The sequence below is a fragment of the Gluconobacter potus genome (assembly GCF_015244705.1).
In the GTDB taxonomy this organism is placed as follows: domain Bacteria; phylum Pseudomonadota; class Alphaproteobacteria; order Acetobacterales; family Acetobacteraceae; genus Gluconobacter; species Gluconobacter potus.
In genome coordinates, this window is sequence record NZ_JABCQF010000002.1 from 477,548 (window position 1) to 498,024 (window position 20,477).

At 59.8% G+C, this 20,477-nt stretch carries 20 protein-coding genes; 10 read left to right on the plus strand and 10 right to left on the minus strand.

From position 1 onward, the window contains the following. Positions 1–63: 63 nt before the first annotated feature. Genes yidC through argB form a run of 3 tightly spaced genes read left to right on the plus strand, consistent with a single transcriptional unit; the run spans position 64 to position 3,445 of the window. Positions 64–1,791, plus strand: a complete 1,728-nt coding sequence (gene yidC, locus HKD31_RS06315) for a membrane protein insertase YidC (RefSeq protein WP_194264459.1) — start codon at positions 64–66, stop codon at positions 1,789–1,791. Between the two features lie 17 nt (positions 1,792–1,808). After that, positions 1,809–2,489 carry a ribosome biogenesis GTP-binding protein YihA/YsxC gene (yihA, locus tag HKD31_RS06320; RefSeq protein WP_024716842.1) on the plus strand — a complete coding sequence of 227 codons (681 nt, stop codon included), beginning with the start codon at positions 1,809–1,811 and terminating at the stop codon, positions 2,487–2,489. Beyond that, positions 2,486–3,445 carry an acetylglutamate kinase gene (argB, locus tag HKD31_RS06325; RefSeq protein ID WP_228120260.1) on the plus strand — a complete coding sequence of 320 codons (960 nt, stop codon included), beginning with the start codon at positions 2,486–2,488 and terminating at the stop codon, positions 3,443–3,445. Before yihA ends, argB begins: the two co-directional genes overlap by 4 nt. 27 nt (positions 3,446–3,472) lie before the next feature. On the opposite strand, the gene HKD31_RS06330 is transcribed toward argB, so the two are convergent. Further along, complete coding sequence (locus tag HKD31_RS06330) at positions 3,473–4,888, minus strand: sensor domain-containing diguanylate cyclase (RefSeq protein WP_194264139.1); 1,416 nt, start codon at positions 4,886–4,888, stop codon at positions 3,473–3,475. Positions 4,889–5,080: 192 nt separating this feature from the next. Here HKD31_RS06330 and dapD point away from each other — a divergent pair, with 192 nt between their 5' ends. The 3 genes from dapD to HKD31_RS06345 are packed head-to-tail and all read left to right on the plus strand — an operon-like array spanning position 5,081 to position 7,681. After that, positions 5,081–5,911: a 2,3,4,5-tetrahydropyridine-2,6-dicarboxylate N-succinyltransferase gene (dapD, locus tag HKD31_RS06335; RefSeq protein ID WP_194264138.1), complete on the plus strand. Its 831-nt coding sequence runs from the start codon at positions 5,081–5,083 to the stop codon at positions 5,909–5,911. 4 nt (positions 5,912–5,915) lie between these two features. Then, the gene (gene dapE / locus HKD31_RS06340) at positions 5,916–7,061 is read left to right on the plus strand and encodes a succinyl-diaminopimelate desuccinylase (RefSeq protein WP_194264137.1); all 1,146 of its coding nucleotides are present in this window, start codon (positions 5,916–5,918) and stop codon (positions 7,059–7,061) included. A 38-nt stretch (positions 7,062–7,099) separates the two neighbouring features. Beyond that, positions 7,100–7,681 carry a hypothetical protein gene (locus HKD31_RS06345; protein WP_155720925.1) on the plus strand — a complete coding sequence of 194 codons (582 nt, stop codon included), beginning with the start codon at positions 7,100–7,102 and terminating at the stop codon, positions 7,679–7,681. Here the strand turns inward: HKD31_RS06345 and truA are convergent. Genes truA through def form a run of 3 tightly spaced genes read right to left on the minus strand, consistent with a single transcriptional unit; the run spans position 7,678 to position 9,973 of the window. Further along, complete coding sequence (truA, locus tag HKD31_RS06350) at positions 7,678–8,505, minus strand: tRNA pseudouridine(38-40) synthase TruA (RefSeq protein ID WP_194264136.1); 828 nt, start codon at positions 8,503–8,505, stop codon at positions 7,678–7,680. The genes HKD31_RS06345 and truA overlap by 4 nt on opposite strands. Then, positions 8,498–9,412: a methionyl-tRNA formyltransferase gene (fmt, locus tag HKD31_RS06355; protein ID WP_194264135.1), complete on the minus strand. Its 915-nt coding sequence runs from the start codon at positions 9,410–9,412 to the stop codon at positions 8,498–8,500. The genes truA and fmt overlap by 8 nt, the downstream gene beginning before the upstream one ends. 6 nt (positions 9,413–9,418) lie before the next feature. Next, entirely contained in the window at positions 9,419–9,973 is a 555-nt protein-coding gene (def, locus tag HKD31_RS06360; RefSeq protein WP_194264134.1) for a peptide deformylase, read from the minus strand. Between the two features lie 191 nt (positions 9,974–10,164). On the opposite strand from def, the gene HKD31_RS06365 reads away from it, so the two are divergent. The 3 genes from HKD31_RS06365 to HKD31_RS06375 all read left to right on the plus strand — a co-directional run bounded on the left by HKD31_RS06365 (position 10,165) and on the right by HKD31_RS06375 (position 11,407). Further along, on the plus strand, positions 10,165–10,677 hold the full coding sequence (locus tag HKD31_RS06365; protein WP_041112093.1) for an Hsp20 family protein: 513 nt from the start codon (positions 10,165–10,167) through the stop codon (positions 10,675–10,677). A gap of 92 nt (positions 10,678–10,769) precedes the next feature. After that, entirely contained in the window at positions 10,770–11,021 is a 252-nt protein-coding gene (locus tag HKD31_RS06370; RefSeq protein WP_194264133.1) for a DUF1150 family protein, read from the plus strand. Between the two features lie 23 nt (positions 11,022–11,044). Beyond that, entirely contained in the window at positions 11,045–11,407 is a 363-nt protein-coding gene (locus tag HKD31_RS06375; RefSeq protein WP_194264132.1) for a Rid family hydrolase, read from the plus strand. Between the two features lie 1,019 nt (positions 11,408–12,426). Here HKD31_RS06375 and HKD31_RS06380 read toward each other — a convergent pair. Then, positions 12,427–13,233 (minus strand): aminotransferase class IV, encoded by an 807-nt coding sequence (locus HKD31_RS06380; protein WP_194264131.1) that lies wholly within the window; start codon positions 13,231–13,233, stop codon positions 12,427–12,429. Continuing rightward, positions 13,230–14,567, minus strand: a complete 1,338-nt coding sequence (locus tag HKD31_RS06385; RefSeq protein WP_194264458.1) for a chorismate-binding protein — start codon at positions 14,565–14,567, stop codon at positions 13,230–13,232. Before HKD31_RS06385 ends, HKD31_RS06380 begins: the two co-directional genes overlap by 4 nt. A gap of 885 nt (positions 14,568–15,452) precedes the next feature. On the opposite strand from HKD31_RS06385, the gene HKD31_RS06390 reads away from it, so the two are divergent. Continuing rightward, entirely contained in the window at positions 15,453–16,055 is a 603-nt protein-coding gene (locus HKD31_RS06390; protein WP_194264130.1) for an SCO family protein, read from the plus strand. A gap of 3 nt (positions 16,056–16,058) precedes the next feature. Here the strand turns inward: HKD31_RS06390 and HKD31_RS06395 are convergent, their stop codons facing one another. The 4 genes from HKD31_RS06395 to HKD31_RS16030 all read right to left on the minus strand — a co-directional run. Beyond that, the gene (locus tag HKD31_RS06395) at positions 16,059–17,447 is read right to left on the minus strand and encodes a PepSY-associated TM helix domain-containing protein (protein WP_194264129.1); all 1,389 of its coding nucleotides are present in this window, start codon (positions 17,445–17,447) and stop codon (positions 16,059–16,061) included. Further along, a complete protein-coding gene (locus HKD31_RS06400; protein WP_194264128.1) occupies positions 17,411–19,729 on the minus strand; it encodes a TonB-dependent receptor family protein in 2,319 nt (772 codons plus the stop codon). Before HKD31_RS06400 ends, HKD31_RS06395 begins: the two co-directional genes overlap by 37 nt. Before the next feature lie 66 nt (positions 19,730–19,795). Beyond that, positions 19,796–20,122, minus strand: coding sequence for a hypothetical protein (locus tag HKD31_RS06405; protein WP_228120263.1), 327 nt, complete (start codon positions 20,120–20,122; stop codon positions 19,796–19,798). Positions 20,123–20,218: 96 nt separating this feature from the next. After that, positions 20,219–20,477: hypothetical protein (locus tag HKD31_RS16030; RefSeq protein WP_228120265.1), on the minus strand; the 259-nt coding region annotated here is incomplete at its 5' end.

Here is a 20,477-nt window from a genome sequence, read left to right on the forward strand (position 1 = left end):
GCGGTTTTCGGCCACTTGAGGCGCAAGCCCTATTCAGTGAGACGAAAGACCGGCATCCGCCCGATGGACACCAAACGCATTATTGCGGCCACACTTCTCTCGGCCCTTATCCTGATCGGTTTCGACTATTTCATGCCGAAGCCCCATCAGGACGATCCCCATCCCGTCACACATGCGCCTGCAGCACAGGTTCAGAACAGCGCGCCGACCACGGCTGCGCCACCTGCCGAGGCTGCTGCCGAAACGCAGGCGACTGCGCGGCGCATTCCGGTGACGGGGCCGGATGTGCAGGGTTCCCTCAACCTGAAGGGTGCGGTGCTGGATGATCTGATCCTCACGAAATATCGCGAGACCCTGGCCAAGGACAGCCCGCTGGTGCGGCTGCTGGACAAGGCGGGGAGTGCGCATCCCACGTTCGTCGTGATCGGCTGGACGAATGCTCCGGGCTCCAATGCCCGCGTGCCGGACCTGAACACAGTCTGGGAGAGCTCGGATGAGACGCTGACGCCGGATCATCCGGTGACGCTGCACTGGGATAACGGGCAGGGGCTGGTGTTCTCCATCCAGATCGCACTGGACGAGCACTATATGTTCGCCGTGAGCCAGACGGTTGAGAACCATTCGGGTCAGCCGGTGGCTCTGGTGCCGTTTGAGCGCGTGCAGCGTGACTATGATGCGCCGGAAGGGGCTTTCACCGCGCATGAAGGGCCAATCGCCGTCATCGGCGGCCGGATGCAGGACGAAAGCTATAAGAACCTGCGCAAGGGGGCAGACCATCCGGATCACGTGTCCTGGTCGTCCACGGGTACGAATGGCTGGGATGGTATCAGCGACAAGTTCTGGCTGACGGCCGTGGCCCCTGCGGATGGTACGCCGGTTGCGGCGAGCTTTGCTTACGTGCCAGGAACGCCGGGGTCGTATCAGGTGGGGATGTCCACCCAGAACGCCCAGCAGATCATGCCGAACGGGTCCATCACCGAGAAGAGCCATGTCTTTGCCGGTGCGAAGGTCGTCAGCCTGCTGCAGGGCTACAGCAAGCAGCTTGGCATTCCGGATCTGGACAAGGCGATCGACTTTGGCTGGTTCAGCTTTCTGACCCGTCCGCTTCTGACGCTGTTGCACTGGCTGTATCTGCATCTGGGCAATTTCGGTCTGGCGCTGATGGCGCTGACGCTGATCGTCAAGATCGTTCTCTTCCCGCTGGCCTCCAAGGCTGCCCAGTCCTCGGCGCGGATGCGTCTGCTGGCGCCGAAGGTCAAGGAGATCCGGGAGAAGAACAAGGACGATCCGATGGCCATGAACCAGAAGGTCATGGCGCTGTATCGTGAAGAGAAGGTGAGCCCGGCAAGCGGCTGTCTGCCGATGCTGATCCAGGCGCCGATCTTCTTCTGCCTGTACAAGATCCTGAACATCAGCATCGATGCGCGTCATGCGCCGTTCTTCGGCTGGATCCATGATCTGTCGATGCCGGACCCGACGAACGTGTTCAACCTGTTTGGACTGCTGCCGTTCGATCCGACGCATTACTCGTCGTTCCTGCATGTCAGCATCTGGGGTACGGCGCTTGGCCTGACGTTCTGGCTGCTGCAGCGCCAGACCAGCTCGACGGCGAGCCTTGATCCGGCACAGGCGCGGATGATGCAGTTCATGCCGCTGGTCTATGTGTTCTTCATGTCCGGCTTCCCGGCCAGTCTTCTGGTCTACTACACCTGGAATAACCTGCTGACAGTTGCGCAGCAGATGTTCATCCAGCGCCGGACGGGTCTGCCCGTTCCGGTATCGCGGACCTGAGGCCAGGCAGAGGCATGATGAAAGAAATCCCGGGGCCTCCGACCGAAGCCCAGATCGAGGACGGGCGGCTTCTGTTCGCAGGGGAATGTGAATTCTTCTTCGGCTCACAGAAGATCGACCAGCTTCCGCCTGTCGGCCGCCCCGAAGTGGCGTTTGCCGGCCGGTCCAATGTCGGCAAGTCGAGCATCATCAATGCGCTGACGGGGCGTCGTGCGCTGGCGCGGGCGTCCTCCGAGCCGGGGCGGACCAAGCAGCTCAACTTCTTCAATCTGGCTGACCGGCTGTCTCTCGTGGACATGCCGGGCTACGGGTTCGCCAAGGCGGCGAAGTCGGTCAAGGAAGACTGGCAGGACATGATGTTCGCCTATCTTCGCGGCCGGACGACGCTGGAGCGGGTCATCCTGCTTCTGGACGCACGGATCGAACTCAAGGCGTCGGACAAGGATGTCATGGAGCTTCTGGACCGCGCGGCCGTGGTGTTCCAGATCGTGCTGACAAAATGCGACCAGGTGAAGCCGAAAGCGCTGGCGGCGAAAATTGCGGAAGTCGAGGCTCTGGCGCTCAAGCACGCCGCAGCCTATCCGCGCATTATTGCCACCAGCAGCGAGACCGGTTTCGGGATCGAGGATCTGCGGGCAGAAATTGCCCGTTTTGCCGTGCCACTCCAGACGTCAGGGGAAGGACAGTCCGGATCATGACCAGTAAGACCCCCATTGAAAGCAACAGCCGGACGCACAGCGACAAGCTGCCGGACGTGGCGCCTGTCGTGAATGCGGAGGAAGCGCAGCAGCAGGCGGCCATTCTGTCCAGCGCACTGCCGTTCCTGCGGCGCTATGCCGGGGACACGATTGTCGTCAAATATGGTGGTCATGCCATGGGCGAGGGCAAACTGGCGCATGCCTTTGGCTATGACATTTCCCTGCTCAAGCTGGTCGGGATCAATCCGATTGTGGTGCATGGCGGTGGGCCGCAGATCAGCGCCATGCTGGACCGGCTGAAGATCCGCTCCGAGTTCATCGACGGGCTGCGTGTGACCGACAAGTCCATGGTCGATGTGATCGAGATGGTTCTGTCCGGCAGCGTCAACAAGCAGGTGGCGCAGCTGATCAACCGGGCCGGAGCCTTGGCTGTCGGCATTTCCGGCAAGGATGGCGGGCTGATCCAGGCACGTCGTCTGACGCGTACCAAGCGCGATCCGGACAGTGAGATCGAGAAGGTCATTGATCTGGGATTTGTCGGACAGCCGGAAAAGATCGATCCGCGGGTCCTGTACGCGCTGCTCGGCGCGGGGCTGATCCCCGTGATCGCCCCTGTGGGCGTTGGCGAGGACGGCGAGACCTACAACATTAACGCTGACACTGCGGCTGGCGCGATTGCCGGTGCGGTGCATGCGTCGCGGCTGCTGATGCTTACGGATGTTCCGGGTGTGCTGGACGAGAACGGCAAGCTCATCGAAGAGCTAAGCGCGGAAGAGGCCATGCGCCGGATTGCGGACGGGTCGATTTCGGGCGGCATGATCCCCAAGGTTGAGACCTGCCTCGAGGCAGTCCGCAAGGGAGCGAAAGCCGCCGTCATTCTGGACGGGCGCGTGCCGCATAGCTGCCTTCTGGAGCTGTTCACACGGGCCGGACCGGGAACGCTCATCAAGGCGTAACCAACTGGCAGCAGGACTGGACCGGGATTATGGCGCTTCGTGTGAGAAGCGCCATTTTCTGTTTTCGGCCACCCCTTCCTGAAGGGCCTGCATGCCGCGTTCGAGCAGGCTCTCGGGAGTTTCCTCGGCATTGGCTTCGCGGGAGACAAGCCCCAGCTGAAGCGGCAGGTGGACCGGCGGATCGATCAGGATGGGAATGCCGTGGGCCGTCATGCGCTCGGCGCGTTCGGCTGCGGCAAAGCGGTCCCCGCCATCCATCCAGAGCCCGAACGTATTGTTGCTGATCCGGCCGATGGCATCTGTGGGACGAATGGCTTTTCGCAGAAGAGCCACGCACTGACGCAGCGCCTCTTCGCCGGCCTCGAAGCCCCGGGTCTTTGAAAGCTCTGTCAGGCCGGGCACGCGGGCGATGATCAGGGTTGCGGCCATCGCCTCCTGATCCAGCCGGCGGCTGCGGCGCTCGATTTCCGATTTCAGGCCGTTCCAGTTCAGAAGGTTCGACGCGATGTCATAGTCGGAATCCGTCAGGATCCGGCGGTGGATGCTGTCCAGTTCCCAGAATCCGGCCAGCAGGGAGCAGACTGTCTCACAGAGCTGCCGGTCCTGCGCAGACCAGGGCTCGGAGCGCCAGAGGACGAGGCAGAGCTGTCTGAGGCTGCGGATATTTTCGCGGCAGATCATGACATGGCTGCTGCCGGTCCTGAACAGCTCCGTGCCCGCCTGAGGGGCGGGTGTCGACAGGACGGACTGGATGTCGGCAGGCAGGGCGGACGATATGAAAAGAAAGCTCTTCGGAGCCGAGGTGTCCAGCAATGCGCCTTCCGCGGCGAGCGGGGTGAGCAGGGCGTCCATTGCAGCAGCAGAGGCCAGTCTGGGAACGATGGCCTTGCGGAGCGCGGTGGTGATGGCGGCGAGGATCGTGATCCCGGCAGCGTCGGAATGGCCATCCGTGACATGAGCGGTATCAGGCTGGGGAGCAGAATCGCTTTCGGCCGGGGCCGCAATGACGGCAGTAGTTCCGGGCAGCGTCTGTGAGACCGCCTTGAGGGTGCCGCGTGTTCCGGTGATCCGGCCTTCGCTGTCCTGGAATGGGCATGAGGAGAGGATGACGGTCAGGGGCTCGCCCTGCGGGTTCGTGATCTGGACAGGCGTGCCGGTATGGGTCTGAAGGACGTTCACGGTGTCGCACAGTGCGCTGAACGGGCGGCCGATCAGGGGCGTCGTGGGCTGTCCAAGCCATGTTTCGGGGGAAATCAGGATGATCCGGCCCCGGCTGTCGGTTTCGAAGACCAGATCCACCGCCTGATAGAGCAGGGAACGCCAGCGTTCGCGGCTTTCGAGAGTTGACGCCAGCATGTTCCGCAGGTCCTGCGGGGTCCTGTCCGGGGACGGATTGTTCATGAACTGGGAGAACAAGGAACGCAGATCAGGCAAGGGTGACATATCCCGCAGAGAGCTCTCGGTCGGGCCAGTCAGTCAAAGCCCCCGGTTTTCATAAGCGTGATTGGTTAAGAAGTCATTAACAATGCTGGAGCACGGACAGAGCGGCCGTCAGGAGTAAAGATCCGTTGACAGGAAACCCCTGGAACCGCATGGTCCGGCGGATTTCTGCTTCTTTTTTACCGGACCGACCTGATGCCGAATGCACCCCTTCGTACCGCCATTGAAGCTCTGTGGGAGCGTCGTGCGACGCTCAGCGCCCGTACGGAAGGCGAAGACCGCGATGTCGTGGAAAAAGCCCTGTCCGCGCTGGACGCCGGGACGCTGCGTGTCGCCGAGCCGTTCGCAGATGGCTGGACTGTTCATGAATGGCTGAAGAAGGCGGTTCTGCTGTCGTTCCGTCTGAATGACAGCAGGGTCATGGAGCGCGGTTGCGGTGGTGAGCCGGCATTCGACAAGGTTCCGCTGAAGTTCGATGGCTGGGACCAGTTCCGTTTCGCCGAGGCCGGTTTCCGTGCGGTTCCGGGTGCGATCGTGCGTCGCTCCGCGTTCATTGCGCCGAATGTGGTGCTGATGCCGAGCTTCGTGAATGTCGGCGCGCGCGTCGACAGCGGCACGATGATCGATACCTGGGCGACGGTCGGGTCCTGCGCCCAGATCGGCAAGAACTGCCATATCAGCGGTGGCGCAGGTATTGGTGGCGTTCTGGAGCCGCTGCAGGCTGCTCCGGTCATCATTGAAGACGACTGCTTCATCGGGGCGCGTTCAGAAGTGGCCGAGGGCGTGATCGTCGAGAAGGGCTCCGTCCTGTCGATGGGCGTGTTCCTGGGCGCTTCCACCAAGATCGTGGACCGTGCGACGGGCGAGATCTTCATGGGCCGTGTTCCGGCCTATTCCGTCGTCGTGCCGGGCACGCTGCCGCCGAAGGAGCCGGGTATGCCGTCTCTGGCCTGTGCGGTGATCGTCAAGCGTGTGGACGAGCGGACGCGCTCCAAGACCTCCATCAACGATCTTCTGCGCGACTGATCCTGTGACGGGGTCAACCTTTCCGACAGATCCTGTGGCGCTGGCCCGGGATCTGCTGCGCTGCCAGTCGGTCACGCCGGCCGATGGAGGGGCTCAGGCGCTTCTGGCAGGTGTGCTGGAGGGGATGGGGTTCGAGACGTTCCATCTCCCTTTCGGGCCTGCTGACGCGCCGACGCCCAATCTTTATGCCCGGCTGGGGAAAGGGCATCCTGCCCTCTGCTTTGCAGGGCATACGGATGTCGTGCCGCCTGGCGAGGGCTGGGCGCATGATCCTTTTGCGGCGGTCATCGAGGGTGACCGGCTTTATGGACGCGGGATCGCGGACATGAAGGGCGGGGTGGCCTGTTTCGTGGCAGCCGTTGCGCGGCGTCTGGAACAGGGGCCGCTGAAGGGTTCCGTGTCTTTGCTGATTACGGGAGACGAGGAAGGTCCGGCGCATTTCGGGACGAAGCCGGTCATTGAATGGCTGGCGGAACGGGGTGAACTTCCGGATTTCTGTGTTCTGGGCGAGCCTACGAATCCCGAGGCTCTGGGCGATGTCATCAAGATCGGGCGGCGGGGCAGCATGAATGCTGTCGTGACCGTACACGGGACGCAGGGACATGTGGCCTATCCGCATCTGGCGGATAATCCGGTTCATCGTCTTCTGGCAGCATTTTCCGAACTGACGGCACGGGAACTGGATGCGGGGAGCGAGTGGTTCGATCCATCGTCCCTTCAGGTCACGAGCATCGATGTCGGGAACGGGGCGACCAATATCATTCCGGGAAGTGCTGTCGGCCGGCTGAATATCCGGTTCAATGATCTGCATACCGGGGCCGCTCTGACGGCGTGGATCGAGGACGTGGTGCGGCGTCACGCGCCTCAAGCGGACGTGCAGGTGTCCATCAGCGGCGAGGCGTTTCTGACGCAGCCCGGGGATGCGGTAACGCGCCTGTCCGAGGCTGTACGCAGTGTCACCGGACGGACGCCCCGGCTCGATACTGGCGGCGGGACGTCGGATGCGCGGTTTATTTCGCAATACTGCGAGGTGGCGGAGTTCGGCCTTGTCGGCGCGACCATGCACAAGCGTGACGAGAACGTGGAGCTTGGGACGCTGGAGGATCTGACACGGATTTATCTCGCGTTCATGGAAGGATACGGACTGTGACTCCCCGACGGCCGGGTCCGTTCCCTCCCACCGGGAATATGGCCATTCCGTTGGGCGTGTGGCTTCTGGGGCGGGGACGGTCCGAAGGGATCAACTGTTTCGCACCCGGAGCGGGAGCGCTGTTCGCGGCTCTGGCGCCGACGGTTGCGCTGGCGGTTATCGGTGTGTGGATGGCGTTCATGCTCCCACCCGCCGAACGGATCATGGGGCTGGTGCGGGCTGTGGTGCCGCTGGTCTGCACGCTGTTGCAGCTTGTGGTGTCGGAGCTTTATGCAGGCGCCTTGAGCCGCAAGGGTCTGTGGACGCGTTATGCCACCGCATCGCTCTGGTGCGGGTGGCTGCCACTGGCCATGCTGATCATGGCGCAGGGCGTGCTGCATCTCGTGCTGCCGGGGGCTGCGGCGTCCAGCCAGGCGCTGGGAGGACTCGCTTTCGGGGCGCAGCTCTATACGCTGTGGCTGACCTGGTATGTGACGAAGGTCGGGCTTGTGACGACCGGCTGGCAGGCTTTTGTCATGACAGTCCTGCAGACCCTGCCGGTGGGGGGACTGCTCTGGGTCCTGTGGCTGCTACCGCCGCATTACAATGCGGTTGTCGATCTGCTCGGGCTGTCGTCCTAGGAGCAGTTGAAAGGATCGTCGGGATAGCCGACATCCATCAGGCAGAGCCCCTCTGGAGGGGCTGTCTGTCCGGCCGCGCAGCGGTCTTTTGCTTCCAGAATTTCAATGATCTTTTCGACCGGCCACTGACGTGAGCCGATCATCATCAGGGTGCCGGCCATGTTGCGGACCTGATGGTGCAGGAAGGAGCGCGCCTTCGTGTCGATCATGACCAGTTCGCCGTCGCGATGGATGTTCAGGACGTCCAGCGTGCGAATGGGGCTTCTGGCCTGACAGGCGACGGCGCGGAAGGATGTGAAGTCGTGCGGCCCGAGGAGATGGTTCGCGGCCTGCTGCATGAGGTCCACGTCCAGCGGGCGTTTGATGTGCCAGACGCGGTTTTCCATCAGCCCCGGACGGGCAGGGCGGTTGAGAATGGTGTAGCGGTAGCTGCGCCATGTCGCGGAGAAACGCGCGTTCCATTCCGGGCCGACTTTCGCCGTTTCCAGCACAACGACGCGGTGGGGTTTGAGGTGGTATCCCATGCCGTCGCGGATCTGTCGGGCGTCGATCGGGGCGTCATCCGGGAAATCAAGATGAATGACCATACCTGCCGCATGCACGCCGGCATCCGTGCGTCCGGCGGTGATGCCGGGGACGGGGCGGTTGCGGACCAGTTTTGAGGCGGCGGCTTCGATCAGGCCCTGAATGGAGGTGCCGTCGTTCTGCTTCTGCCAGCCGAGATAGCCGGTGCCGTCATATTCGATGCGCAGGGCCCAGCGGTTCAGACCCGTGGGCTCGGCGGCGGGTTCAGCGAGAGGCTCCGCAGCCTGGGTGTCAGACAAGGCGGGTGCCTTTCGGCACGGGCTGACCGCGCAGGAAGTCGGAAGCGGACATCATGCTGCGACCGGGTTTCTGCAGGCGATCGATGCGCAGGGCACCGGTGCCGCAGGCGATGGTGAGGCTTTCGTCGAGCGTGGTGCCCGGGGCAGCGCTATGGCTCTCGGCAGGGAGCGGGGTGGCTGCACCGATCTTGAGGACCACATCGTCGAGTGTGGTGAACGCGCCGGGCCATGGCGTCAGACCACGGATCTGACGGTCGATCTCGGCGGCGCTGCGCGTCCAGTCGATACGGCCGTGATCGCGGGTCAGGCGCTCGGCGTAGGTAACGCCGTTTTCGGGCTGCGGCACAGGTTTCGGCTGTTCGGCGAGGGCACGGACGACAAGACGGCCGCCGATTTCGGACAGGCGGTCGTGCAGCGTGCTGGCGGTGTCGGTCGCGCTGATGGGGGTGGCTTCCTCCAGCAGAACCGCGCCGGTGTCGAGACCTTCATCCATCTGCATGATGGAAACGCCGCTCCGGGTATCGCCTGCGACGATGGCGGACTGGATAGGCGATGCGCCACGCCAGCGGGGCAGGAGGCTTGCATGGATGTTCAGACAGCCCAGACGAGGGGCGTCCAGCATCGCTTTCGGCAGGATGAGACCATAGGCGGCGACCACGGCAGCATCGGCGTTCAGGGCGGCGAAGGCAGCGTGCTCTGCCGTGTCGCGGCGGACGCGCGCAGGGGTGCGGACCTCGATCCCGGCGGCCTCGGCAGCTTCATGGACCGGCGAGCGGCGAAGCGCCTTGCCGCGTCCTGCGGGGCGGGGCGGCTGTGTGTAGACCGCGACCACCTCGTGACCGGCGTCGAGCAGGGCGTGCAGCGCCGGAACCGAAAAGTCCGGCGTTCCCATGAAGATCAGCCGCATCGGGGATCAGTGCCTTCTGAGTTTCTGCTCTTTGGCCAGGCGGCGCATGATCATGTTGCGCTTGAGCGTCGAGAGGTGGTCGACGAACAGGATGCCGTCGAGATGGTCCATCTCGTGCTGGATGCAGGTGGCGAGCAGGCCGGATGCATCGCGCTCGATCGTCTCGCCCGCGAGGTTACGGTAGCGCACGCGGATCGATTCGGGGCGGACGACTTCGGCATACTGGTTCGGCAGGGAGAGGCAGCCTTCCTCACGCGCGGCAAGCTGATCGGAATCAGAAATGATTTCCGGATTGATCAGCAGCATGGGCTCACGCGGTGCGTCTTCCTCGGCCACGTCCACCAAAGCGAAGCGCATGCCAAGACCGACCTGCGGGGCTGCGAGGCCGATGCCCGGAGCCTTGTACATGGCTGAAAACATGCCCGGAAGCTGGTCGCGGATGAAGGCGATGTCTTCGGGGCGCACGTCGCGGGTGACCTCCCGCAGCACGGGCTGGGGGGCGATCAGGATCGGGGTGGGCGGCACATCGTCGATGCCGGACAGGAAATCGAATTCGCTCATGTCCTGCGATGTAGCGAGCGCGGGCGCCAAATGCCAGTGCAAGATCGGGTTTGAGTGCAGGTTTTGCGTTGTGTCCTGTAAGGGTAGAGCTTGCATCCGTGAGGGTGGACACCATATCGTGGGGTCAGCCGGTTGCCGCATGATGGGACCGGCCCTGTTTATGTCTCGCTCATGGAGGAGGCTTTAGCCCTATGTCCGGTCGCCTGTTCACGTCCCCGATGTTCCTCGGTTTCGATCACCTCGAGCAGATGCTCGAACGTGCCGCCAAATCGACGTCCGATGGGTATCCCCCCTATAATATCGAGCAGCTCAGCGCCACGGCTCTGCGGATTACGCTGGCTGTCGCAGGCTTTGTGATGGACGATCTGCAGATCACGCAGGAAGACAACCAGCTCGTGATCCGCGGCCGTCAGGCGGATGACAGCCAGGGGCGCATTTTCCTGCATCGCGGGATTGCGGCGCGGCAGTTCCACAAGGCGTTCGTACTGGCCGAAGGTATCGAAATCGGGGGCGCCTGGCTTGATAATGGCCTGCTGCATATCGATCTTTTGCGTCCGGAGCCGGAAGTGCGTGTCAAGCGGATTGCCATTTCGCAGGGACGGCGCAGCCCCGCCCCAGGGCCGACGGTCCATCATGAAGTGGTGCCCCCTGTCGTGAAGACGCGGCGTACGACGCGGCCGGCCCGCGATATCGACGACGAATAGGTCCGGCACGCGCCTCTGTCGGCCAGATTTTCTACAGACTGAACCCCAGGGCCAGGCGGCATGAACCGCCGTGGCTTCAGAAGGAACCTGACTTGAACAATCCCTTCGAAAACGGTGATCGTTCGGACGACAAACTCCCCGCGGATCTGCGGCGCATCACGGGGCCGCAGCTCCTGACGCTGGGCATGTCCCACCTCGCCTATGTCAAATCCGTCATGCATGACGGGGAACTGGTCGTGGCCATCCATGCCGCCGACGGCACGCCCATAGCGGTCGCGGAAGACGAGGAGAGCGCCCTTGATGCGATCCTCGAGCATGAGATGATCCCGACCCTGCTTCAGTAAATCCAGCCAGAAAGTCTACGCCCGTGAGCAAGAACGCCGATATTACCCGACACCTCGAAGAAGAGCGCCTTGCGGGCGTGGTGGTCCATAACGGGCTGGCCTATCTGGCCGGACAGGTCGCTGATGATGCCAGCCTCGATACGGAAGGGCAGACGGTCGACATCCTGCGCCAGATCGACGCGCTTCTGGCCTCTCTGGGGACGGACAAGAGCCGGATCCTGTCGGTTCAGATTTTCCTGACGGATATCGGGGAGATTGGTGCGATGAACCGGGCCTGGGACGCTTGGCTGGATACGGCAAACAAACCAGCACGCGCTACTGTTGAGGCGAAGCTGGCAGTGCCGGAGTGGCGGATTGAGATGACGGCGATCGCTGCGTTGAAATAGTTTTTTGAATTTTTCGGAAGTTGAGAAGCCGTCTTTCCGGTATGGGAAGGCGGATTTTTTGCAGGAAAGTCCGATGCGGTTACGGTCTGTTTCGCGAGAAAAGCGGAATGTCTGCTGTTGAACAAACAACATACCAAAGCGGAAAGGTGACATCCGTTTTTTTGAACAGGGCGATAAGCTATAATCCGATCTGAAACGGCTTCGGCTTTCGGTCGTGGGGTATGTACGTTGCTGTAATTCAACCGATCGGGCGTCTCCTACGGGCCTGTGTCCAAGAGCGAGGCAAATCTGGAACGGACGCGGCTGATCATGATCCGCGTGTTGTTACACTCTCCGGCAGCGCTGCCCGTCCTGACATTTCGCATATCAATTTGCTTCCGAACCGCTTGTCCATGTGCAGTTCAGGTGAGCGCCATGCACAGGATTTTACTGCTTGCTTGCTGACTTTGGCGGCAGCATGCTCCTTCTCATCGACGTCGTTTCGAAATATGTACGTCGTCAGCGTTTGTCAGGACCGGAAATACCCCTTTATTACGGTCTCAATACGTCGTTTACACTGGGCTCGGTTGTCTTTGGTCGCCTCTGTCTCTGGCTGGCATGGTAGATTCCGGCTCTCCTTAATCGAAGAGCTGTCACAGTGCTATCGTTTGCCGCTGCGACGGGGTGGATTATGATTACGTTCGCCTACATCAACTACTGGGAGTCGACGCTGAATGTCATCATCTTCGTAACGTTGTTGGCTGGCGTAACCCTTATCCGTCGGTAAAAGCGGTGCCTTTGAACTTGTAATACACATAATAAAGGAGCGCTTTCCAACAGAATAAGGCATCTTCAATGATCGACAGAACGGCGATTGCCGTCTGTCTGCTCAAGATATCTTGGTAAAAAGGTAAGTTCAGTCAAAGATGTGTAAGGACTGTTGTCGGTCTGTTAGAGTAGTGCCCAAACGTCACGTCAGATCAGGCGGTCAACGATTGTAACGACTGGATCTGCCAATGTGTTTTTTTGTTCTGTTCACGTTAGTCAGAAAACAGGAACATCCGCAGCAGGTGGTCCTTTTCGGGATGTAAGGACATCTCGTGAATATCAATACCTGATACCGGCGTCAGGGAAAGTGCATTGACCAGCCATGCCCCTGTTATGGCACGGAGATCCTCTGGTGATATGCTTCGTTCGTGGCACAGGCCTTTTTCCAGAAGACGTGCACGGGATGTGCCGGGCAACGCCCCGTCATGTAAAGGCGGTGTATAAAGACTGTTCTCATTCAGGAAGAGAATATTTGCTGCACTGGCTTCGGCGATGGCGCCTGTTGTTCCCAGCAGAAGAGCATCATCCAGACCCGCCGCAACAGCTTCCATTCGGCTCAAAATGGAGGGCAGGAAGGCTAGAGATTTGACGCGCGATAATGGGGACGCGCCATCCCTCTGGTAACGGCCAATCCCCAGACTCACGGCCGACGGGATGTTCGGGGGAGGTGCGGCAGCCTGTATCAGGATTGTCGGGTGCGGGACGTGGGGCGGTAAGACGCCACGGGGTCCGGTGCCGCGCGTGACCGTCAGGCGAAGTGATCCGTCCACAAGAGCCGTGGCTTCAAGAAGATCAGCCACGGCTTTGTGGAGCAAAGCCGGCGCCGGTGCCGGAAGCCCGAGAACTGCACACCCTTCTGCAAGCCGCTTCAGATGTCGTGTCAAGTGAGGCGTTTTACAGTTGGAAATGCGTATGGTTTCAAACAGTCCGTCGGAAAGGAGAAACCCCCGATCTGTCGGGGCTATACGGGCATTCCTTGTGTCCAGAATCCGTCCGTCGAGCCATACGAGATCGTTCATTCCTCGAAGGCCTTCAGGATCGGGGCCACTTTCAGAAGCATTTCCTCGTATTCCCGTAACGGATCCGACAGCACGGTGATGCCTCCACCGGAGCCGATAGCGAGCAGATTGCCTACTCTGGACATGCTGCGGATGATAACGGAACTGTCCATCCCACCGTCATGTCCAATGCGGAAAAGACTGCCACAATAAGCCCCGCGGGAAGACGTTTCCAGCAGATCGATGATTTCCATGGCGCGTTTTTTCGGTGCGCCCGTAACGGAGCCAGGCGGAAGTGTGGCCTTCAACAGGTCGACGGCATCCAATTCCGGGCGTAACTGCCCTTGGATCGCTGACACCAGATGCAGCACATGTGGGAATTGTTCGACCTGTGACAACTGGGGGACACAGACAGAGCCAATCCTTGAGACACGACCGATATCATTACGCATCAGGTCCGTAATCATCAGGTTTTCAGCCAGTTCCTTTTCGTCCGATGCCAGGAGCCGCATATTGTGGGTCGTTTCCGCTGCAGTCATCCCTAGAGAAATGGTCCCTTTGATGGGACGTGTCTCGATCAGTCCTTTCGTCGAGAGCGAAAGGAAACGTTCAACTGACGCGCTGAGCAGGGAAAAGGCGGGGGTCTTCAGATATGCTCCGAATGGGGCGGGTGAAGTGTCTCGCAGTGCCTGGTAAGCAGCCAGTTCATCGAAATCATCCGCACGTTCTGCAAACCATCGCATGGTCAGATTGGCCTGAAAGATGTCCCCTGCCTTGATGAACGCAATGACTTTCCGAACAGCGTCCGTCCATGTCTCGCGGGACTGTTCCGGTCGAAAACGGATGGAAGGCGTTTTGTAGGAAAGTCGGGCCCGGGACAGGTCCGGTGCGGGATGTCCTGTCTGGCTGCTCCACCAGCAACGCTTTTCATGCCGATCGAAAGCCAGCACATCGTTGAAGGATGCCGCTATGAACGTGGGTGTCAGAGAGCTGTGTCGGGAAGAAACATTCTCCAGATTCAGGCCGGCTTCATAGGCAATCATGCCGACAATCCCTCCAGTGAAGGGAACTGGATTCCCTTCTGCCAGTCGGGAAGCCGAGCCGGTCGAAGTCATGTTCCGCAAATGGTCCCAGACATTGCCATGGGCTGACGCGCCATTCCTGCGAAGATCACCGGCATGATATTCAAGGGTCTCGGTAGGAGAAAGGCAGAGAAAGGACCATCGGGCTCGGCCATTCGTTTCCGCTCCCCCACTATCGAGATACGCGGCCCAACGGTGGGTCGACATGGTCGATAGAGCTGAATCGGGAGATATCCAGGGGATTTCGATGGTGGGCAGGGGAAATATCCTGATTCTATGTCATGCTGGTGCCTGAAAAGATGCCAGACACCAGAACGGGCCATCGGAATCTCCAGTCATCTGTCCAGATGAGGACACTCTCTTCAGCATATTGCCGTAAGGGGTCAAGAAAAGATCAAAAAGGGGTAGCCACGATGGCCAGCTATATATTGAGGTCGAGCTACCCAGCCCCTGAAAGACCGATATGCGGCGAAAACTGAAGCGCAAGCGAAGATATAAATTCAGTTTGTTCGCTTGCTCTCAGTTCATAGATTTCATTATCGGCTCTCTGACCAACGGCAATCACATAAATGACGATCCGTTCGTCTATGATCTGATAGACAGGACGGTAGCCGCCGTTGAGAAGTTTGATTGTGCAAAGTCCTGTCAAATCACCATGAAGCTCATTCCCATGGGAATGGAGATTTCAGATCAATTTTTCCAGTTTCGTTTCAAATCCCCTACGAACGCTACCGTCGAGGGCATCCCATTCTCTGAGCGCTCTATCGTTGAACTCAAGACATCATTCTTCCCTTTGCGATAAAGGCTCTTAAATTCCGAAAACTTCATATGAAGTTTTCGGGAAGGATTTTTGAGGCGTTTACGAACAATCTCGATGAACTGGGTGTCTTCGTCCGTGACAAGTCGGTGCTTAACGGAAGAGCGAACTATCAGTTTCCAGGATAAGACGATTCGTATCTGCCATAACCGTCATGTATTCTTTTATCAAAGTCATACGGCCAGCCGGCAACCAGGTCGTGCTTTTCAACCCAGCGCGCCCCTCGTGCACCATAAACGATGGCACGGGGCTGCCATGATAGGGTAGGCTACGTTGGCTTACCGGAGGACAATGTGCCAGCTCGGCCTCATAACCGCAGAACACCGTCCCGACAAACACCCATGCCAGCCGAGAGAGTGAGAAAGGCGGTTGCGCCAGTTCTCGTCATTGGCCTGCTGCTCAGTGGGGCGATCGGGCTGCGCAGCTTTCTTGCCGCCCGCTCTTCACAGGTCATCGGTGGTCCTTATGCCCTGATGGATACGCAGGGTCGTGATGTTACCCAAAGCGCTTTTCATGGGCGATATACCCTGATCTATTTCGGTTATACCCATTGCATCGACGTTTGTCCTCTGACGCTTGCGACGGTCTCTCAGGCGCTCGACATGCTGGGGCCGAAGGCACATCGTGTCGTTCCGATTTTCATCAGCGTCGATCCTTCCCGCGATACTCCGGATGTCGTGGGCGATTATGTCAGGCATTTTTCACCTGATATCGTCGGTCTGACAGGAAGTGTGATGCAGATTCATACGGTCATTGAGGAATTTCACGTCATGGCGCGGCGGCGCGCCACAATCGCGGATCATATGAGTGACGACTACCTGATGGACCACAGTTCTGTGCTCTATCTGATGGATGGCGAGAACCGGCTTGTTTCCGTTCTGCCAGTGGATAGCAGCCCGCAGGAAATCGCCGACCGGCTTCGTCGCCTCCTGCCGGCCAGTTGATCGCTACGCACGGCCGACGCGTCGTGCGATCATTGTCACGAGGCATAGCACAAGTAGCGATCCGCCAAGTTCGGGAAGCAGCAGCCCCAGCAGGATCAGGGCCATGACAGCCCCGACGCCGATACGCTCGTCCGGTAGTGCTGCCGGGGCGCCCAGACGGCCAGGCGGCTTGCGGCAGAGCCAGATGACGATCGCGGCTACACTCATGGTCAGGAGACCGCACGCTACGAGAAGATTCAGCACTTGATTGGCAATGCCGAAAAGCTGTCCTTCATGGGCTGCCACACCATAGGCAATCATGCGGTCAACGATCCCGTTGTCTGCGAAATGACGGACAGAACGTATCGTGCCAGCAGTATCCACCAGGGCAGAGATGCGTTCGGGCCGGTTCTGCGTATCCGAACGCACACGCCATGCTGTTTCGTTCCCGGAAGGCGCGGTGATCAGAACGGGGGCCGGATACCCCAACCGCATTGCAGTCGCCACGACATTATTCAGCCCGTCTGGCACGATGCTCTGCGAGGCAGTCATCGGTGTCATGTCCATGCCGGGCATCGCATTCATTCCGGGCTGTGTGGGAGCCTGTCCCGCAATGACGGCGCGAGCCGGCACCGCGCCGATTTCCCAGTCCTGAATTGTGGTGAGGCGACTGAACCGGGTTTCGACACCTGACAGCGCGTGCCCCCAGACGAACGACCAGGGTAAGCCGGAGAGTAGAAACAGCGTCAGGAACAACGATACCCACACGCCGCTTACGGCATGCAGATCGCGCCATCGCATCCGGCCTCCTGCGGTCAGGCGCGGATAGAGAACGCCTGCTACCCGGCACCTTCCACGTGGCCACCAAAGGATGAGTCCGGTGAAGACAAGAACGATCGTCCAGGACGCGACCATTTCCATGATTGCCGAGCCGATATTCCCCAACAGCAACTGACCATGCAGTTTCAGGATGATGCGCTCGAACCGGTCCTCTTCAGCGACCTGCTTGAGAACTGCGCGTGAGCTCGGATCGACATAAACCCGAATGGCCACACCGCTGCGATCTACAATGACCCGTGCTGCGCTATGCCTGGCCCTTGGAAGTTCATAGGCCAAGAAATGGCTTCCAGGCACGGCAAGCAGTGCCGCATCCACCTCCTGCGCCGGTGAGGAGATCGGACCAGCCATGGGGAGATGATCGTAACGCCAGTCGATCCAGCGCTCGATCTGCGGTTTGAACAGGTAGAGCGTGCCCGTCAGGCAGAGAAAGGCCACGAAGGGCAGGCAGAATAACCCGGCGAAAAAATGCCAGCGCCAGACAGTGCGATAATCGGGCCAGAGAGAAGATCTGGAGACAGTCATGATCGTAACGCCCTTCAGAACCTGATCCGTACACCGCCAAAAAACGCGCATGGCGTTCCGGCATAGATCGACCCGGTCTTGGCTGCGAGGACGTCGCGCCCGGCCTGCTGCCCGTTGGCCAGCAGCGTATCGCTGATGTCTGTTGCGCCGGCAGCATAGGTCAGGTTGGCCACGTTCTGCACTTCGAAATAGCTATGGAGGCGATGGATCCATCCCAGGCGAGAGGGCGGATCATAGTGAATTTCGAGGTTCAGCAAAGCATAGGACGGCGCTTTGAGAATATTGGCGTTATCGATGTAGAAGGCGCTTCGCCAGGTGACTTCCGCAAACGCCCCCAGACCCTGAAACCATCCGTCCGGCTGATCATAGAGAACACGCGCATCGAGGAAATGCGGCATGACGCCGGGGATCAGGTTGCCCTTGCGCGAAAAACTGCGTGCCAGAGTGCTGTTGGACAGAACCTCTGTATATTTCGTGTAGATCTGGTTGTCATAGGTATAGGACAGCTTCAGACGCGCACCCGGCAGTGCGACGCGCCATGGCTGCCATGTCGCGCCGAGTTCGACGCCACGATGCTGGGAGGCCGGCGCGTTGAACGTATAGCTTCCGGCGGGAGTATTAACCCCTGCCGACTGGCTGACGAGCTCGTTTCTGTAGAATTCATAGAATCCCGTCGCCTGGATATTGAGGCTCGGCGAGGGGTGCCACTCGGCACCAAGATCGAAACCAAGGCTCGTCTCGCTTTTGAGCTGTGTATTGTTGCCGTAGGTACCCTGTGGCGTCACGAAGAAGCTCGAATATCCGGGCGTCGCATAGGCCGTGCCGACCCGGGTGTGGAGGGTCAGAGTCTGTGACGGTGCGTAGACCAGGGAAGCCTCCGGTGCGAGCTGGAAGAAGCGTCGGTTGACGGTGATATCGCGCTGGGTCGTCGAAGATTCCGTATGGGTGTAGAGCGTCTCGACGGCGCCGACGTCAGACTGTGTACCGCCAAGCCCCACCACAGCGTGCCAGCGCGGTGCAAACTGCCAGTCTTCCTGAAAGCGAAGGCCGATATTCCACTGATGTCCGTAGGACGTGGAATTCAGCGTCCCACGCGTGGCACCGCCCTGAGGTGTGAGATTGTAAACCTGATAGCCGTAATCCATGTAATCGAAGCTGGCCCCCACGAAACTGGTCAGGGGTGTTCTGCTCACATGTCCGTGGTTCGTCAGATCGGTCTGGACGTTATAGGAATTGAATGGGCCTACGAACGCAGTGGTCGAGGTGGGCTGATCGATGTGACGCTGGTCGTAGGTGAACTGTGTGCGCCAGGTTGTCCGCGGGTCGAAATCGTGCTCCCAGCGCAGGCCGGTAATCGTGCGTCGGTCGAAACGGCCCAGGCCCGCCTGTTGTGGGCTTGTCGTCTGATACGCCCCATAGGCACCATTGGTGAGAAGATTGACCGAGGCGCAGCCGGCCGCCGCCGACGCGGCATTGGCACAGCCGTTCTGGTAGGGGTTGGTCCGGAACTGATTGAGTGAAAGGCGCAATGGCAGGGACGTGTCCGTGACATTGTTGACGAATTTCAGGATCAGTCGGTCCGACGGCGTCAGACTGATGCGCAGACGCATATTTTCAGTTGAAGTATTGTAGCGGCTGTTTGGGATGAACCCGTTGCCACGCACATCACTGCCGAACAGCATGAAATCGTAGGATTTGTTGCCCGCGCCAATTGTCATATAGTTATTGAACGTTCCGAAACTTCCGAAATCCGAGCCCAGTTCAAGGCCGTGAATATTCGCTCCGTTGCGCGTCCTGAAATTGATCGCGCCATTGATTGCATAGTTGCCGTAGAGCGTTGAGGCAGGCCCCTGAAAGACGTCCACGCCTTCATACGCATGCGGATCAATCAGGTCGGCGCGTGCGGTGCCGTCCGGTTGTGTCATGGGAAACCCGTCTTCCGTAACCTGGATATTCTTCAGGCCGTAGGATTGTCGTGCGCCGGAGCCACGGACCGAAACAACAGTGTCTCGCGGGCCATTTCCCTGAAGAAATGTAACACCAGGAACGGTTGCCATCATATCGGCGACTGACTGCGCACTCCGGTTGGCGAAATCAGATCGTTCGGCGCTGTAGGTGGTCTGTCCAGTGGGATGAAGTGTCGCCGAGGCGCGCGACATACCGGTGACGACGATATGTTCCGGATGAACGACAGGGCGTGAACGGGTCTGGGGTGTCAGGATACGCCTGACGCGCTTGTGTGGCTGTTGCGCAATGGCAGGGAAGATCCAGGCGAGGGCGCAGGCAAGTGCAACCGCCTCCAGAGAGCGGGTGGAACAAAACGGCTGTTTCATGATGTCAGACCTGAAAAAACGCAAAAAACCTTCCGTCGCAGCAGCGAAGAAGGCACAGAGTCAGCGTCAGATCAGATGGGGAGGACCTTGGGCGAAAAGGCTGCACAACTGCCTGAGTGGCGGCCCCCGAACTGGTGGGAAGCACCAGAAAACGGACAGACAGGTTACAAACCGTGCGACGAAAACGACGAGGGCACAGGCCAGTACGAAAGTCGCCAGCAGATCGTCCAGAAGGAGAACGCCATCACCCATGTCTGCGGAATGGTGATGGGTGGGGCCGTTCTGGCCACTGTCCTGACTGTCGCAGAGAGTAGAGAGCTGGCTCAGTTGCGCGAACGGGTCGTCGAGTGCGACCTGCGGCAACGGAAGACTGCCGATGCTCAGACGAATCATAACGGCAAGCAGGACCAGGGGCCAAAAGGCCAGCCACCTCCTGTCATGTCGCGTGATCCAAAGCATCATCATACAATTAGAACGCTCTGAGCATTTTCACCAGACGATGTCGTCCTGAAATTCCTGCCGCGTCACTATGCCTGCGTATGCGTTGCAGTTGTTTTGCTGGATCAGGATTTTCAGCGTGTCGTTCAATGTCGACTTTAATGAAAATTCCTCGGCTACTTGAATGGCTGCTATGAGCGCGCATCCCGTCTGTCGGCTACATTTCCGTCTGAGAGATCGTCCGGGTTGGAACGGCGGACCGTCTGTATCGCGCACAAACTGGCTGCAAGACCGAACCGGAAAAACCCGG

Excerpts from the sequence above, each read along its gene's own strand:
- HKD31_RS06390 (WP_194264130.1), top strand. The coding sequence starts at position 15,453 with ATGCCAGCCGAGAGAGTGAGAAAGGCGGTTGCGCCAGTTCTCGTCATT.
- HKD31_RS06365 (WP_041112093.1), top strand. The coding sequence starts at position 10,165 with ATGTCCGGTCGCCTGTTCACGTCCCCGATGTTCCTCGGTTTCGATCAC.
- argB (WP_228120260.1), top strand. The coding sequence starts at position 2,486 with ATGACCAGTAAGACCCCCATTGAAAGCAACAGCCGGACGCACAGCGAC.
- HKD31_RS06345 (WP_155720925.1), top strand. The coding sequence starts at position 7,100 with ATGGCCATTCCGTTGGGCGTGTGGCTTCTGGGGCGGGGACGGTCCGAA.
- HKD31_RS06400 (WP_194264128.1), bottom strand. The coding sequence starts at position 19,729 with ATGAAACAGCCGTTTTGTTCCACCCGCTCTCTGGAGGCGGTTGCACTT.
- fmt (WP_194264135.1), bottom strand. The coding sequence starts at position 9,412 with ATGCGGCTGATCTTCATGGGAACGCCGGACTTTTCGGTTCCGGCGCTG.
- def (WP_194264134.1), bottom strand. The coding sequence starts at position 9,973 with ATGAGCGAATTCGATTTCCTGTCCGGCATCGACGATGTGCCGCCCACC.
- yihA (WP_024716842.1), top strand. The coding sequence starts at position 1,809 with ATGAAAGAAATCCCGGGGCCTCCGACCGAAGCCCAGATCGAGGACGGG.
- HKD31_RS06395 (WP_194264129.1), bottom strand. The coding sequence starts at position 17,447 with ATGCGCGTTTTTTGGCGGTGTACGGATCAGGTTCTGAAGGGCGTTACG.
- yidC (WP_194264459.1), top strand. The coding sequence starts at position 64 with ATGGACACCAAACGCATTATTGCGGCCACACTTCTCTCGGCCCTTATC.
- HKD31_RS06380 (WP_194264131.1), bottom strand. The coding sequence starts at position 13,233 with ATGAACGATCTCGTATGGCTCGACGGACGGATTCTGGACACAAGGAAT.
- HKD31_RS06405 (WP_228120263.1), bottom strand. The coding sequence starts at position 20,122 with ATGATTCGTCTGAGCATCGGCAGTCTTCCGTTGCCGCAGGTCGCACTC.
- HKD31_RS06330 (WP_194264139.1), bottom strand. The coding sequence starts at position 4,888 with ATGTCACCCTTGCCTGATCTGCGTTCCTTGTTCTCCCAGTTCATGAAC.
- dapD (WP_194264138.1), top strand. The coding sequence starts at position 5,081 with ATGCCGAATGCACCCCTTCGTACCGCCATTGAAGCTCTGTGGGAGCGT.